The sequence below is a fragment of the Nocardia amikacinitolerans genome (genome assembly GCF_900215415.1).
GTDB classification, from domain to species: Bacteria; Actinomycetota; Actinomycetes; order Mycobacteriales; family Mycobacteriaceae; genus Nocardia; species Nocardia amikacinitolerans.
Window position 1 is genome coordinate 138,201 of the sequence record NZ_OBEG01000009.1, and the last position, 16,834, is coordinate 155,034.

Consider the following 16,834-nt stretch of genomic DNA (forward strand, 5'->3'; position numbering starts at 1 on the left):
TCCGTTCGTTGTTCGTCCACGGGCGAGATACGCCCGCGCTGGGTGTTCGTCCGGCTCTCGGAGCGGCCCGGCCGCGGCGCGGTGCCGATGTTAGTGTCTGCTGATGACCGACGACACGCGGCTCCGGATCGGCATTCTCGGGGCTGCCCGCATCGCGCCCGCGGCGGTGATCCAACCGGCAGGCCGCAACCCGGAGGTCGTCGTCGCGGCGGTGGCGGCACGGGATCGGTCGCGGGCGGAGAGTTTCGCCCGCAAGCACGGCATACCGCGCAGCTACGACAGCTACCAGGCGCTGATCGACGCCCCGGATCTCGACGCGGTCTACATACCGTTGCCCAACGGCTTGCACGGCCGCTGGACGCGCGCCGCGGTGCAGGCCGGAAAGCATGTGCTGTGCGAGAAGCCGTTCACCGCCAACGCCGACGAAGCACGCGAGATCGCCGATCTGGCAAGCGCTTCCGATCGTGTGGTCATGGAGGCGTTCCACTACCGCTACCATCCGATGATCTCGGCAGCCGAGAAGATCATCGCTTCCGGCGAGTTGGGGACGCTGCTGCGTGTGGAGGCCGCACTCTCCTTCCCGCTGCCGAAGTTCTCCGACATCCGCTACGACTACACCCTCGCGGGCGGCGCCCTGATGGACGCGGGCTGCTACGCCGTGCACATTGCCCGCGTGCTCGGTGGCGAGGATCCGGACGTCGTAGCCGCGCAGGCGAAGTTGCGCGACGCCGACATCGACCGAGCGATGACCGCCGAACTGCGCTTCCCGTCCGGACACACCGGCCGCATCCGGTGCTCGATGTGGTCGGCCGACGTGCTGCGCATCGGCGCCACCGTCATCGGCGAACGCGGCCGGATGCGGCTGATCAATCCCGTGCTTCCGCACCTGGGACATCTGCTCACCGTCCGTTCGGAAAGCGGCAGGCGGGTGCGGCGCTTCGGCAAGCGGACCTCCTACGACTACCAACTCGACGCCTTCGCGTCCGCCGTGCTGCGCGGCGAGCCGGTGCCGACCACGCCGGGCGACGCCGTGGCGACCATGACCGTCATCGATGCCATCTACCAGTCCGCAGGTCTTCGGCTACGCCAACCGAGCTGAGGTCTCGTCGAGGAAGTCGACGATGTACCCGAACACGTCCAGCGCGGCGCCCCGGCCGATGAACGTGTCCAGGTGCCCGTAGGACGGAATCTCGGTGTAGCGGACGTCGATCCCCGGATTGCGCGCCGAAAGCACGTCGTAGCACAGCTTGTTGGCACCGAGCCACGCCTCGTTGCGGCTGCCGGACAGCAGCAGCACCGGACAGTCGATGCGGTCGGCGTGGTCGAGTGCGTTCTCCGGCAGCGCGCCGTAGCGGTCGTCGTCGACGTTCCATCGGACAACGGCGTGCGCCAACTCCATCTGCCGCAGATGCGGCAGCACCGAAAGCGGTATCGCGCCGAACAATTCGGCCAGCCTGTCGTGGGTGCGCGGGTCCAAGTGGTCGTGCTCGAACAGCTTGGCGCCCATCCCCCACCCGTGGTGCACCATGCGGCAGGTGGGGTCGGGGCAGTCGCCCTTGCGCGACAGCGCCGCGTACAGCAGTGTGCGCCGGGACCACAGCCCTACCTTGCGGAAGTCGGATTCGATGTGGGTGACGCGCGAACCGAGCAATTCACTGCCGAGCAACACCCGCACCCGCGCCGACGTGCTGACCTTCGGTGTCAGGAAGACACCCTGCGCGACGACGCCCGCCAGTCCCGGTAGCAGTCCGGCCGTCATACTCAGCGAGAGGGCAAGCGCGCCGATGCAGTGCGCGACGACGAACAGCGGACGGTCGCCGATCCGGTCCTTGATCCGGGCGACCGCCTCCGGCAGGTCGTAGAGCGCGACGTCGTCGAAGGTGTAGGGCGAACCGGATTCGTTGTAGGGCAGGCGGCAACTGCCACGCCAGTCGAGCAGCCACGACTGGTAGCCCGCATCGGCAAGCACATCGGTGATATTGCGAATCTCGGGCAGCGCGAACATCTCCGACGACACGCCGTGCCCGTGCACCAGCAGCACCGCGGGCGCGTCGGACGGACCCACGCGACGCAATGTCAGGTCGACGCCGTCGGCGGTACGAAAGGAAAACGTCTCCGCGGCAACAAGTTCCGGTGTCGAGCGTAGGTCGGTCATCGGCGGTGCTCCTTCATGGCTCGGCGCAGATCGAGCAGATCGGTCCCGACCCGCAGGAAGGGTTCGACCAGGCTCTTGCCGAGCTGACCGCCGAACCAGCTGAGCCACAACATTTTCGCCAGACGCCGTTGTCGTTCGGGCAGTCGGGGATCGATCTGGATACCGTCGATCTGGTCGGGCAGGTAGGTGTGCATCGGCACGGCGACCTCGCCGGTGTAGGACGCGGCCTCTCCGGCGCGGCCCAGCTCGATCACCTGCGTGCCGAGCTGCCGCACGAGACGTCGCCGCGCCGCGGCGAACTTGTATCCCGCCAGCCACCATTCGCCTCCGGACGCATCGCGCAGCGTCAGGCGGTAGTGCATGATCGGGTGCCGCACTTCGTGGCGCAGCGGTAGTCCGTCGTGCGGCCGCACCGTCGCGGTGCCCTCGACGGCGAGCGGCTCGGGGTGCAAACCGGCGCAGGTGAGTTCGCCGGTGACGTCGAGTGTTCGCGCGGTGAACACCTGCGCGCTGCTCGCGACGGACAGTGTCAGGCGCAGCTCGCAGGGGATGTCGGCGGGTTCGCCGATCGGGCCGACCATACCGGCGAGTGTCTCGTTGAACCGCAGGTAGGGCTGTTCATCCGCCCGCGGCCCGAGGCCCGTCATGGCGGCGAGCATCCGGCCGCGCGCCGCCGGCCCCGGCGTGGCGGGCGCGGGCAATCCGTTGGCGGACACGAAGGCCTCGGTGCGCGCGGCCGATGCGGGCGGCGCGGTCACCATCGCCGCCAGCTGCCGACGGGCTACCGGACTCTGCAACACCTGTGCCAGCGACTCCAGTTCCGGTACCGGTTCCTCCCTGATCCGGCGGACAACGTCGTCGCACCACTGCTCCCAGTGCTGCACACGAATACCGATGCCGCCCAACGTCGTTTCGGCGACGATCCGATCGAGCGTGGTGGGCGCACCGGTGAGGTGATAGGTGTGACCCCAGGCGCTCGGCGTGCCGACGATCTCGGCGGCCACCCGGCTGACCCAATCCACCGGCGCGGAGTTGAGGTATCGGAATCCCGGCGCAGTGCGAAAACGCATCAGCGCCGCGGTGATTCCGGCATTGAGGTCGCGCGAGTTGTGCGCGCCGGTCTCCGGGTGGCTGCCGATACCACCCGGCCGGAGAACGGTCACCACGAGCCCGTGTTCGCCCGTCCGGCGCAGCACGGCCTCGGCGGCCCATTTCGATCGGTCGTATCCGATGGGCAGTGCGGCGACGTTGGCGGTCGGATCGTCCTCGCCCAACGCGCTGGCGTCGGTTCCGTTGAACACCGCCAGCGAGGAGATGTGATGCACCGGTTTGGGTTTGCCGGTGCAGGCCAGTTCGGCGAGGGTCAGCGGGCCGAGTACGTTGGTCCGGCGCAGGGACGGGTAGCCGCGCAGGAAGTCCACCGCGGCACCGGCGTTGACGATCGAATCCACCTCCGCGGCGAGGGTTGCCCAGCGTTCGTCGGACAGACCCAGTCGCGGTTCGCGCAGATCCCCGGCCAGTGGTGTTACGCGCCGCAGCACCTCCCGCGACCACGGCAGCATGAAGCGCCGCACGGCGTGCTCCAACCTTTCGGTGGCGGCCTGATCGTCGGCGGCGCGGACCAGGCACACCACGTGAGCCTCGCTGTGCCGCAACAGATCCAGTAGCAAGTGACTGCCGAGGAAGCCGGTCGCACCGGTCAGCAGGATGCGGCGCGGCGCGACCCGCTCCGGCGGTGCCACCACCGGCAGTAGGTCGGCACCCGCGAGATCGGCGAAGAGCTGAGCCAGATCGTCGGTATCGGCCTCGTCTTCCCTATCCGGCTGCGGCGCGCCGGTTTCCGGATGGTCGGCCAGCCAGCGGTGCGCCAGCCTGCGCGGGCGCGCGTCGAAGAACACCGTGTCGAGATCCAGGTGGATATCCAGCTCACGCGCCAGCGCGGCGACGAATTCCACCGCCGCGATGGAGGTGCCGCCCGCGTCGAAGAAGTCGGTGTCGGCGTCGATGGTCGTTTCGGTGAACCGGTTCGCCAGGGCGGTCACCGCCGCGACCACCGCTTCGGCGTCAGTAGTCGGCGCGGCAGCGTTCGTGGGTAGCGTGGCAACGTCCGTTGCGGGGCTGAGTATTTCGATCGCCGAAGGGCCGCCGGTACGCGCGAGCAAGGCGGCGACGTCCAACCCGCCGACGCCCCGTTCGAGTGCTTCGCCGCGCCCACGACGATCGACGGCCGGATTGCGCACCGTCGTCCGCTCGTCGGAATCGGTCACCGGGCCACATCCTCTCCTTGCGCCGTGGCATCCCAGGACCGGAACTCCCGCAGGCGCTGAGGAGTCACCGACACATCCAGCCGTCGGTCGGCGGATCCACCGATCAGCCGTGCGGCCAACCGCCGAGCGGGTTCGTTACGGGCGGTGCGCTCGACGGACACGCGCACCGACGAATGGCCGAGTGCGTCGGCCCGATCCGCGATCCAAGCCAGCAGCCGCTCCTCGACGCCGCGGCCGAGAGCGCGGCAGCTGAGCTGCCAGCCGCGAATACGCAGCGCGTCGGTATCCGGCCGGAGGGCGAGCACCGAGATCAAGCCGTAGTCACCGAAGCGGTCGCGCGCCGTCGCCGTCCACACCTCGCCTTCGGCGCGCCACCGGTCGAGATCGTCGGTGGTCACCTCGGCGAGGGTGAACTGATTGGTCCGCCGGACGAGTTGTCGGGCACGCGCCAGGGTGGTGTCGTTCAGCGGTTCGATATCGACCTCGAGGTTCAGCCCCGCGAGGAATTCCGCGAATTCCGTGGTGGCGCGGGCACTGTCGCGTTCGCTCTCTTGGCGATAGAAGTCGGAACGCGCGCGGTCCTCGGCCGTCGCCGCGATCGGAACCATCGGCCACAGTCGCGCAAGGAACGATTCCAGGTCGTCGGCGGGCGGACACGTCACCGACAGCACCTCGGGCAGCGACGCGCGCATCCGCGCCACCTCGACCGGGTTGTCGTCGAGGTAGCAGAAGCTGTCGAGCCCCAGCCGCAGTGTGCGGGCGATCTCTTCGAGCCGCTCGGGTTTGCCGTCCCAGCCCGCGGACACGGCGGCGAAATGCTCGCGGCGCAGCGGGCTGTCGGGCCGGTCCAGGATCGCGCGGACGACGTCCTCGTCGTTGTTGGACACCAGCGCCAGCAGTGTGCCCGCCGCACGCCAGTGCAGCAGCCGCCGGGCCAGCGCTCGGCGCGGCTCGTCGAAGACGACAGCGGCGGAGCCGATCTCGCCTGCCGTACCACTCCACAGAGTGTCGTCGCCGTCCACGACGACGACCTTCGGCGCGGGTTCCGTCACGGCGGTCGCGGTCGCGACCAGGGTGAGCGCCACCGCCGCTTGGAATTCGGGGGTGAAGGGCAGGTGCGCCAGGATCTCGGTCCTGTCGTCGAAGGGGTTGTCCACCGGGTGGTTTCGCGTCCACTCGCGCGCTTCCAGCACCGCGACGCCGGGACGATCGCGCAGACGTTCGGCGACCGACCGCTCCCACTCGAGCAGCCGTTCCGCCGACTCGGCCGACGGCAGGATGCCGACGATGATCGGCCGACGGGTGCGTTCGACTACCTCCAGCACGGCCGCCGGATACTCGGCGGCGAGCTCGGCGAGCAGGTCGTCGGAGATCTCGCCGAAACGTTCCAGGTCCGCCGCGCGTAGCAGCACGATGCCTACGTCCGTCGACGGCTGCGCGAAGACGCCCGACGGGTCGCGCAGGCTGGACAGCACATGGTGATACGGCGCCTCCGCGACGGTGATCGCCGTTTCGGAGGCGGCCTGAACCAGCTCGGGCAGCCTGCCGAGCGCGAAGGTCGCGCCCAGCGCCGCGCGAACGCCGGAGACAGACTGCTGCCCAGCCGTTTCCGGCCGAGCCGCCGCACCGGGGTCGGCGACCACCGCCGCGACCGTCTCCAGATACTTCCTGCCGAATTCGGCGCAGGTCCGCGCGTCGATGATGTCGTTGTTGTAGGTGAACCACACCTGGCCGGTGTCGGGCAGCACCGCGACCATGAGGTCGAGATCGGAGTATCCCGTACTCACCGGAACGATCGCGGCGGGCGCGACGGCCGAATTGGCGCGCAGGTAGTTGAAGTACACCTCGATCATCGGCGCGTTGTCACGGTGCAGCCCCTCGCCGGCCAGCGCGGCGAGCACTTCGGCGAAGCCCGCGCCGGGTGCGAGCAGATTCCGCAGCCGCTCACCGGTGCGCCGCAGCACGTCGGTGACGAGGTCACCCGCCGCCGCGGCGGCCGGGAAAGGCACTGGCACACCGAAATACCCGACGGCGTCCGTCGCGTCGGCGTGCATGCGCGTGTCCACCGGAACCGCCAAGGCGAACCGGTCCACCTGCTGCCGACGAGCCAGCAGAATGGTCAGCGCGCCGAGGAACACCGCGGCCGGGGTGATCCCGAGGTCTCTGGCCCGGTCCGCGACCCGGTCGTGTAGTCCGGCGGGCATGTCGAGCGCGAGCGATTCCGCGCGGTAGCTGCGCCGGTCCGGACGCGGGTGCGCGAAAGTCAGTTCCAGCCTGCGAGATCCGGAGAACGCGTCGCGCCACCGAGCGATCGCAGGATCCGCGTCGGCGCGGCCGCTCGACTGGGCGGCGAGCAGTTGGTGCATGTCGCGGTTCGTCACGGTGTCGCCGAGCTCGACGCCGGACAACTCCGCGGCGAGTTCGCCTGCGACGAGCAGCATCGACTGCACATCGCTCATGCTGTGATGCGCCCCGAAAACCACTGCTTGGCCACCTGTTTCGGCGTTCAGAAGTTCGAAGCGCCACAGCGGGCCCGTCTCCAGGTCGAACGGCCGCGCCATCAGCTCTCGGAAACACCGCTCTATCACGGCGTCGTCGAGTCGATCGAGATCCCGCCAGGCCGCCAGCTCGCCAGGCTCGCGATGGACCTCGAGCTGGCGTCCGTGCTCGGCGCTGGGCCGAATGGTGGTGCGCAGCGCGGCATGTCGACGAGCGAGCCGCGCCAGCGCTTGCTCCAGCCGCGGCCGGGTGACCGGCGCGGCCAGCCGCACGGCGGCACCGCCGGTCTGCGCGGCGCTCGGGATGCCGAGCTGCTCGGTCCGCAGCAGCCGCATCATGTCCCTGGTCACCGGCAGCACTTCGAGCTCCGGCACCTCGGCGACGACGTTCGTTCCCGCGGAATCCGCCTGGCGCAGCACCTCTTCGACGAGGAAGTCGGCGAGGTCGGCGAGACTCCGCTCGGCCAGAATGGTGCCGAGCGGCACGGCGATCCCGGTGTGCTCGCGCACCTTGTTGCGCAATTCGACCGCCATCAAGGAGTCGAGCCCCAAGCTCTGGAAGCTCTGCGCGGCCGCGACCGTTCCGGCGTCGGTGTGGCCGAGCACCTCCCCGGTCCACTCGGTGACCGCGGCCAGCGCCAGGGTGGTCGCCTCCACGCGCGGCACCGCCCGAAGCCGTTCGGCGAAACGCGATCCCGCCGCCGCGTCGACGGGCGCGCGGTCGGCCGCGGCCCGCCGGGGCGCACGACGCACGAGTCCGCGCAGCAGCGGCGGGACGACCGACGCGCGGCGCAGCACGTCGGTATCGAGCAGCAGGGGAACCAGCATCGGATCGCCGAGCCGCAGCGCGGCATCGAAACAGGCCATGCCCTCGGGCACCGAGAACGCGCGGATACCCGCCCGCGCGATACGCCGGATGTCGGCCTGCGCCATGTGGTCGTGCATGTCGACCTCCCACGCGCCCCAGGCCAGCGACTGCGCGGGCAGACCGAGCGACCGGCGATGCAGCGCCAGCGCGTCGAGGTAGGCGTTGGCCGCCACGTAATTGGCTTGGCCCGGTGTGCCGAACAGACCACCCGCCGCGGAGAAGAGCACGAACATCGACAGGTTCCGGTCCGCGGTCAGCTCGTGCAGGTGATGGGCCGCATCGACTTTCGGGCGCAGCACGGCGGCCAGTCGATCGGGCGTCAACGCGCCCAGTGTGCTGTCTTCGAGTACGGTCGCCGCGTGGACCACACCCGCTAGTGGCATACCGTCGAGCAGCTGCGCCAGAGCGGACCGGTCGGTGATATCGCAGCGCGCGAAACGCACACGGACGCCGCGGCTTTCAAGATCGTTCCGCAATTCCGCGCCGCCGGGGCCGTCGATGCCGCGACGACTGACCAGCACCAGGTCTCGGGCAGCGTAGGCGTCGGCCAGATGGCGGGCCAGCGCCGAACCGAGCCGACCCGGGGCACCGGTGATCAGCACCGCGCCCTCGCCAAGCGTCACCCGACCTTCGGGCACTCGCGCCTCCGGCAACCGAGCCAGCCGCGGCACGAACGCCACACCGTCGCGCACGGCGAGCTGGTGTTCGCCCGCGGCGAGGAGCGCGGCGACATCCACCGCGGCGTCGGCCGTATCGAGCAGCACGATCCGGCCCGGATTCTCCGACTGCGCCGAGCGGACCAGTCCCCACACGACCGCGCCCGCCGGATCCGGGCTGCCCTCGCCGGGCAGCGCCACCGCCCCGCGGGTACGCACGATCACTGTCGTCTGTTCGAAGCTGTTGTCCGCCAACAGCTTTTGGAGCGCGGAAAGTGTCCGCTGTGCCGCGCCGTGTACCTCGCTGGGCGAATCACCCTCGGGCACCGGCAGAACGATCGCGTCGGCGACCTCCGGATCGCCGAGATTCCACTCGCGCACCGTGATCGTCCGGTTGGGCTCGGGCAGCGATACCCGCGACCACTCCATCCGGAACAGCCGACGGTACGCGGGCGCGAGCGAGGCGGCGTCCCACTGCGCGGCGGCCACCGGACGCGACAGGACCGAACCCACGGAAACCACAGGCTGCCCGGCGCGATCGGTCGCGGACATGGTGACGGCGTCGGAGCCCGACCTGGTGAGCCGGACGCGCAGGGCGGTCGCGCCGGAGGCCCACAGCGCGACATCCGTCCACACGAAGGGCAGCAGGGCGTTCGCGCCGTCGGCGGCGAACAGCGCGGTGGCGTGCAGCGCGGCATCCAGCAGCGCCGGATGGATGCCGAACTTCGCGGCGTCACCGTGCGCGGATTCGGGGAGCTCGACCTCGACGAAGATCTCGTCGTCGCGTCGCCATGCCGCACGCATCGCCCGGAACAGCGGACCGTAGTGGTGCCCGCGCGCGAACAGCTTCGCGTACAGATCGTCGACATCGACGCGCATCGCTCCGGCGGGCGGCCACACCGACGAATCCACCTGCGGGGGAGGAGGTTCTGCCTCCTCACCCAGTGCACCCTCGGCGTGCAGAGTCCACTGGGCATCCGGTTCGTGTTCGTCGCGCGCGTAGACCCGCACGGTCCGGCGGTTGTCGGCGTCGGGGCCGCCGACCACCGTCTGGATCCGCCACGATCCGCGCTCGGGGACGGGCACGGGCGCGCGCAGCACGAGCTCGCGCAGGACCGGAGCGTCCACCTCGTCACCGGCCCGAATCGCGAGGTCGACCAACGCCGCACCGGGCAACAGCACCGCGTTCGGTCCCGCGTGATCGATCACCCACGGCTGCTGCCTGCGCGACATCCGCCCGGTCAGTGTCACGCCGCCCGAATCCGGCTGCGGCACAGCGCTGCCCAGGATGGGATGCCCGACATCCGCGAGCCCGAGCGAGGCGGTGTCGCGGCTCGCGGAGTCGGTCCAGAACCGCCGCTCGTCGAAGGCATAGGTCGGCAGATCCACCCGGCCGTGTTCGGGAACCAGCCGGGTCCAGTCGAGTTCGTGACCGGCGACATACAGTTCGGCCTGCGCCCTGGCCAAACAGGTTGGTCCGTCCTGGTCCCTGACCAGCGATCCGACGGCGACGACCTCGCGCGCGAGTTCCTCCGACACCGTCTTGACGGCCGCGGTCAGCGACGGGTGCACGCCGAGTTCGACGAAATACCGGAACCCGTCGGCGATCATGCGCTCGATCGTGGCGGCGAATCGCACGGTCTCGCGCGCGTTCCGATACCAATAGTCCGGTCCGATCGGTTCGTCGGTCATCGGCGCGCCCGAAACAGTCGAATACCACTGTGTCACGGGCGAATCCGACGCCATGCCCGCGAGCTCGGCGAGCAGCGGATCGCGGATGGACTCGATCAACCGGCAGTGCCCGGCGAAACCGGGACCGGAGGCGCCCAGCCGCGTGTAGATTCCCGCCCGCTCCATCTCGGCGAGCAGTTCCGCCACCGCGGCCTGCTCGCCCGCCACGATCGTCGAGCGACGCACGTTGACCGCGGCGACGGACACCCGGCCGTCGAACTTCGCCAATCGTTGACTCACCTCGTCCTCGGGCAGGCCGATCATCGCCATCGCGCCGGGTTCGACGATGGCCTGCATCAGGCGGCTGCGCGTGAGGACGATCCGTGCGGCATCGCCCAAGTCGATGACACCGGCCCAGTAGGCGGCGGCGATCTCGCCTTGGCTGTGGCCGATCACCGCGTCCGGGCTGACGCCCGCCGCTCGCCAGGTGGCCGCGAGCGCGGCCATGGTCGCGAACAGCAGCGGCTGCACGACCGGGAAATCGACGAGATCCGCATCGGTCATCGTGGCCAGCCTGTCCACCAGCGACCATCCGATATGCGCGCCGAAAGCCTTGTCGCACTGCTCGAATTCGGCGCGGAACTCCGCGGAGGAGGCGAGCATGTCGCGTGCCATGCCGACCCACTGCATCCCCTGTCCGGGGAAGACGAACGCGGTCTTGCCGTTGGTGAGCACCGGACCGGCTCCGGCGACGGCATTCGCCGAGGACCGTCCGTCGGCCAGATCGCCCAGCGCGCCGATCATCTCGTCTCGGTCGCTCGCCACCACGACAGCGCGGCGCTCGAACTGGGTGCGCTGCAACGCCAATGCGCGCGAGACCGGACCTGGCCGCAGCCCTGGATCGGCGACCACCAGGTCGAGCAGCCGTCGCGCCTGACCGTACAGCGATTCCCGGCTGCGGGCCGAGATCGGCAACAACACGACGCTTGGGTCCTCGGCGGTCGGTTCCGCCGCCGTCGGCTCGGGCTGGCCCTCCTCGAGGATCAGGTGCGCGTTCGTGCCGCTGAGACCGAAGGCGCTCACACCGGCGCGACGCGGCCGATCGCCCTTCGGCCACGGCATCGGCTCGGAGCACACCGCCAAACCGCTGCTCTCCCAGTCGATCTGCGGCGACGGCTCGCTCGCGCCGAGGGTTGCGGGGATGCGCTCGTGTTGCAACGCGAGCACCAGTTTGACGATGCTGCCCACACCCGCCGCGGCCTGGGTATGGCCCACATTGGATTTCAGCGATCCAATGCCGAGCGGTCGCCCGGGATCACGACCCGGCCCGAACACCCGGGCCAGCGCACGCGCCTCGATCGGATCGCCGAGCGCCGTGCCGGTGCCGTGCGCCTCGACGTAGTCGATATCGTGCGGCGCCAGATCCGAGACGCGCAGCGCCGACCGCAGCACCTGCTCTTGGGCGGCGCCGTTCGGCGCGCTCAGGCCCTGGCTGCGGCCGTCCTGGTTGACGGCGGAACCGCGAATGACCGCGAGGACCTTGTCCCCGTCGCGGCGGGCGTCGCCGAGCCGCTTCAGCAGCAGCAGACCGGCGCCTTCGGCCCACACCGTCCCGTCCGCGTCGGCCGAGAACGGCGCGCACCGGCCCGTCGGTGACAGCACACCCAACCGGCACAGCTCGATATGGGCGGTCGGCGACATCAGCAGCGTCGCGCCGCCCGCCAAGGCGAGGTCGCACTCCCCGGCGCGCAGCGCCTGCGTCGCCATGTGCACCGCGACGATGGACGAGGAACATGCCGTGTCCAAAGTGACTGCGGGACCGTGCAATCCGAGCGTGTAGGCGATCCGGCCGGAGGCGACGCTCGGCGACAACCCGGTGCCGACCTGGCCGTTCAACTGCTCCGGCGCGGGGTCGTTCAGATAGCCGGTGCTGTAGACGCCGAGATAGACACCGGTCGCACTGCCGTGCAGGGTGCGCGGATCGCGACCCGAACGCTCGATCGCCTCCCAGCTGAGCTGCAACATCATGCGCTGCTGCGGGTCCATCACAGCGGCCTCGCGCGGGCCGATGCCGAAGAACGCGGCGTCGAAACGGTCGATGCCGTCGACGTATCCGCCGCGGAAGGTGTACGCCTTACCGGTCGCGGTGGTGTCCGGGTCGTACAGGCCGTCGATATCCCAGCGGCCCGCCGGGACCTCGGTCAGCGCGTCGCGGTTGCTGTCCAGCAGGCGCCACAGCGCCTCGGGTGAATCCGCCGCGCCGGGGAATCGGCAGGACATCGACAGGATGGCAATCGCGTCGTCGTCGGCCTCGTCGTCCGCGGCCGAGTCCAGCTCCTCCGCACCGGAATCCGCTGGCTCGTCGGGCGTGGTCGGGGCCAGCGCGGTGGCCACTCCGTCGATCGTGGGATGGTCGAACAGCAGATTGGTGTCGAGGAAACGCCCGACGAAGTCCGACAGGTCGACAACCATCTCGACCAGATCCGCCGAACCCAAGCCGAATTCGACCATCGGCCGGTGCACGTCGATGCGTTCCGGATCCAGCGCCGCCTGCCGTGCGATCGCCGTCACCAGCCAGGATCGGATCGCGGCCGCGGACGGCTCCGAGCCGGACGCTTCCGCGGATTCCTCGCTCTCCGAATCATTTTCGTAGTCGTCCAGCTCGTCTTCTGGCGAGCGCACCGGTCCCGCCAACAGCGCGAGCAGCTCGCCGGACAGATACGCCGCCCGGCATGCCGCACGCTGGATCTTCCCGCTGCTGGTCTTGAAGATGGCGCCGGGCCGGATCAGCAGCACCGCCGCGAGGGTGAGGCCGTGGTCGGTCGCCACCGCGGCACGTACCGCGCCCTCGATCTCGGCCAGCTCGCCGGGTTCCTCGCCGCGCACCTCGGCCACCACGACCGGCTGTTCGTCGTCCGCCCCGACGTCCACGGAGAAGGCCGCGACACATCCGGCCCGGACCTCGTCGTGCGCGGCTTCGACGGTCTGCTCGATGTCCTGCGGATAATGATTGCGTCCGTCGACGATCAACAGATCCTTGCGCCTGCCGGTGACGAAAAGCTCCCCGCCGGAGACGAATCCGAGGTCACCGGTGCGGAGGAAGCGGCGATCGTCGCCGGGCAGGGTCGCACCGAAGACCTCGGCCGTTGCCTGCTGGTCACGGAAATACCCTGCGGCCACGCTGTTTCCGGCGACCCATATCTCGCCTTCGTCCCCGTCGCCGCGTTCGACACCGGTCTCGGGATCGACGACCGCGATCGACATCCCCTGGGCCGCACCGCCGACACCGACCAACTCCGCACCGCGAGCACGGTTTCCGACGACGTCTCGCCCCGGAACCTCCAGGAATGTCGGTAGCGCGGTGGTGGACGGTGCGGTCACGATCAGCGTCGCTTCGGCCAAACCGTAGACCGGCTGGTGGGATTCGGCACGGAACCCGGCCCGGCCGAAGGTCTCGGTGAACCGCCGCACCGTCGCAGCCCGCACCGGTTCCGAGCCGTTGAACGCCACCCGCCAGTGGCTCAGATCGAGGCGATCGATCTGTTCCGGCGCGATCCGGCGGGTACACAACTCGTAAGCGAAATTGGGGCCGCCGCTGGTGTGGGCGCGGTAGGTCGAGATCGCTTGCAGCCAGCGCTCGGGCCGCTGGAGGAAATGCAGCGGCGACATCAGCACCGAATTCGCGCCGAGGTGGACCGTGTGCAGCAGTGGCGCGATGAGTCCCATGTCGTGGTACATCGGCAGCCAGCTGGCGAACAGCGCGCCGTCCCACGACTCGACCATGGCGCGGTCGTGGCCGAGGCCCGCGGCGATGGCGTCCTGGTTGTGCAGCAGGTTCCGGTGCGTGAGCAGCACGCCGCGCGGCGCGCTCGTCGAGCCGGAGGTGTACTGGATGAACGCGACCGAATCCGGTCCGAGATCCGGCTCCCGCCACGACGATGCCAGATCATCGGGGACCTCGTCGGTCGCCAGCCAGCGCACACCCGCAAGCTCCGGGATCTCGGCGCACAACGCGGCGGACTCCGCGACGACCCGGCTCGGAGCGAGCACCACACCGACTTCCGCGTGCGCCACCATCCGCCGCAGCCTGCGCAGCGAACGGTTCTCCCATTCGGGCAGCGGCGCGGGAACGGCGACCACGCCCGCGGCGAGACAACCGAAGAACGCCTCGGCGAACTCGGGGCCCGCCGGATACAGCAACAGCGCGCGCTCCGGTGCCGAATCACCCAGCGCCCCCGAATCACCCAGCGCCGCGGCGATCGCCCTGGCGCGAAGACCCAGGTCCGCGTACGACATCTCGCGGACGACGCCGTCGACGTCACCACTGTCCAAGAACCGATACACCAACTCGGCGGGCCGGTTCTCGACCTGAGCGAACAGTGTGTCGACGAAAGTGTTGAGCACGAACTACTTCCTCTTGCCGGTAACCGAGATTCAGCCGGTCTGATTCCCCGAGGAACGAGGAGAGGCAGGCCGTGCGTTGTGACTGACAGCGCTCCACAATATAGCCACCGTCGCGCCTCTCGCCGGGTGCGAGCGACCGGCCCACGCCCCGAAAAATAGGGGCAGTGACCTGCCGAAGTACGCTGCTGCCGCAGCCATTTCGGGTTTGCCAGTCGTCGAGCCAGCGGTGAGGATAGCCACGTGTCACAAGCCCCGGTAGCACTCCGCGAACTCCCCCGGCTCCGCAACCGCCACCTCGGGCAGATCGGTGGACTGATGCGGCCAGGTACGCATCGTTCTCCCCTGCTGGAACTCGGGGAACGATTCGTCGTATCGCCGCCGGGCTTCCCGACCATGCTCGTTACCCACGAGATGGGCGATGTGCGAGCGCTTTTCGCGAACAACGACGACTTCTCGATCGGCCAGGTGCTGAGCCGGTTCTCCAGCCACGACGTGATGTTCGGCAAGCAGACGTTGATCTTCCTCGACGGCGAGGAGCACCGCCGCGAACGCAAGCTGTTCGCCCCGCCCTTCCAGAGCAAGGCTCTGCGCTCCTACGAGGAGCTCATGGTGGAGGTCGTCCGGCGCGAACTGCCCACCTGGCCGGTCGGCGAACCGTTCGAATTCCTGAAGGCCGGTTACGATCTGGCCATCGGCGTGCTGCTCGGCGTCGTCTTCGGTGACGTGGCGGAGCCCCGGCGTGGGCGGCTGAAGCAGGCGGTCAGCGCGTGGTTCGGTGAGATCGAGAGTCGCGGGTTCCTCGCCGTCACGCTGCTCACCCCGCTGGTCGGCGGACTCACGCTGCCCTATCCGCCGCTCACTCGCCGCCAGGCCGAGGTCGACGCCGTCATCATCGAGGAAATCGCCGCGCGCCGCGCAGCGCCTGGTGACGGCGGGCCGCGGAAAGACGTGCTGTCCCGGTATGTCGGCACCGAACTCGATCAGCACGACGACGCGGCGCTGGCCCGCAATATGCGCGGAGTCCTGTTGGGCGCGTACGAAACCACCGCGATCACGCTCGGCTGGATCGCCGCCATGCTGGCGGCGCACCCGGAGGCGATGGCCGAACTCGATGCCGCCGTCGACGCGGGCGACAGCGCGCGGCTCGACGCCTACCTCGACGCCGTGGTCGCCGAGACGATGCGGCTGCGCCCGGTGTCCCCGTTCACCGGACGGCGGGCGATCCGCGACACCGTGGTCAACGGCATCCGTATTCCGAAGGGCGCCATCGTCATCGTCCCGATCCTGCTCATCCACGAATCACCGAGGCACTACCCGGATCCGATGGTCTTCCGCCCCGAACGCTTCCTCGACGAGCGACCGAACAGCCACACCTGGCTGACCTTCGGCGCCGGAGCACACCGCTGCCTCGGCGCGCAGTTCGCCCTTGTCGAGGCCCGCATCCTGTTCCGCACCGTGCTCGAGCAGCGCCGCATCGAAGTCGTTCCCGGACCCGTCGAACCACCGCGCCGGTACCACACCGGGCTCAGCCCGGCGGACAACGCCCGAATCACCCTCCGGCACCGCTGACCCACATCGCCCGCACCGCCGGTTCCGCTGGTTAGACTCACCGTATTAGAACCTGTTCTAGGAGGCGGTGTGGCGGAGGAGCTGATCTTCGCGCTCTGGGGTATCGGCGATTTGCACGACGCGCAGCTGACACAGCGGCTGGTCGCGGCGGGCGCCGAGTCCGTGCGGCTGAACGTCTCCGACGCCGACGTGGCCGACGCGATGCTCCGGTTGACGACCTTCGACGCACCGATCGAAGCCGTGCTCGCCCTGTCGTCCCCGACCGCCTGCGACCTGAACGCGGTGCTGGACGCACTCGGCCACGTTTCCGAGCGCCACGAGGGTTGGCGGGTCGAGGTCAGGACGCCGCTCCCGCCGCCGTCGGTGGCGATCGGCGAGCGCACCCCCGGCTTGGCCAACGTCGCGTTCCTGCGCAGGCCGCCGGAACTGCCGTACGACGAATGGCTCGCCCGGTGGCGCAATCACCACACCGAGGTCGCCATCACCACCCAGGCCACCTTCGGTTACGTCCAGAACCGCGTCCTCGAACCGGTCACCGACGCGGCGCCGGACGTCGCCGCGGTCGTCGAGGAACTGTTCCCCTCGGCCGCGCTGCACGACCCGCACGCCTTCTACGGCACCGGCGGCGACCCCGCCGAACTGAACCGGCGCATCCAACGCATGATGGCCAGCGTGGCGACTTTCGGCGCCGACCGCGACATCGACGTCGTCCCCACCAGCCGGTACGTATTGCACTGAGCCGCACC

Annotated in this window: 6 protein-coding genes; 3 read left to right on the forward strand and 3 right to left on the reverse strand. The window is 69.6% G+C overall.

Annotated elements, in window-relative coordinates; all coding sequences use genetic code 11:
• The first annotated feature begins 103 nt into the window (after positions 1-103).
• On the forward strand, positions 104-1,099 hold the full coding sequence (locus CRP45_RS31380) for a Gfo/Idh/MocA family protein (protein ID WP_097248248.1): 996 nt from the start codon (positions 104-106) through the stop codon (positions 1,097-1,099).
• Here CRP45_RS31380 and CRP45_RS31385 read toward each other — a convergent pair.
• The 3 genes from CRP45_RS31385 to CRP45_RS31395 are packed head-to-tail and all read right to left on the reverse strand — an operon-like array spanning position 1,082 to position 14,519.
• Positions 1,082-2,155, reverse strand: a complete 1,074-nt coding sequence (locus CRP45_RS31385; RefSeq protein WP_097248249.1) for an alpha/beta hydrolase — start codon at positions 2,153-2,155, stop codon at positions 1,082-1,084. The genes CRP45_RS31380 and CRP45_RS31385 overlap by 18 nt on opposite strands.
• Entirely contained in the window at positions 2,152-4,422 is a 2,271-nt protein-coding gene (locus CRP45_RS31390; protein WP_245910641.1) for a thioester reductase domain-containing protein, read from the reverse strand. Before CRP45_RS31390 ends, CRP45_RS31385 begins: the two co-directional genes overlap by 4 nt.
• On the reverse strand, positions 4,419-14,519 hold the full coding sequence (locus tag CRP45_RS31395; protein WP_097248250.1) for a type I polyketide synthase: 10,101 nt from the start codon (positions 14,517-14,519) through the stop codon (positions 4,419-4,421). The genes CRP45_RS31390 and CRP45_RS31395 overlap by 4 nt, the downstream gene beginning before the upstream one ends.
• Positions 14,520-14,759: 240 nt before the next feature.
• Here CRP45_RS31395 and CRP45_RS31400 point away from each other — a divergent pair, with 240 nt between their 5' ends.
• Together CRP45_RS31400 and CRP45_RS31405 are read left to right on the forward strand one after the other, a co-directional pair.
• Positions 14,760-16,088, forward strand: a complete 1,329-nt coding sequence (locus CRP45_RS31400; protein ID WP_179831077.1) for a cytochrome P450 — start codon at positions 14,760-14,762, stop codon at positions 16,086-16,088.
• 69 nt (positions 16,089-16,157) lie between these two features.
• Positions 16,158-16,826 (forward strand): EthD domain-containing protein, encoded by a 669-nt coding sequence (locus CRP45_RS31405; protein WP_097248252.1) that lies wholly within the window; start codon positions 16,158-16,160, stop codon positions 16,824-16,826.
• Positions 16,827-16,834: the final 8 nt, after the last annotated feature.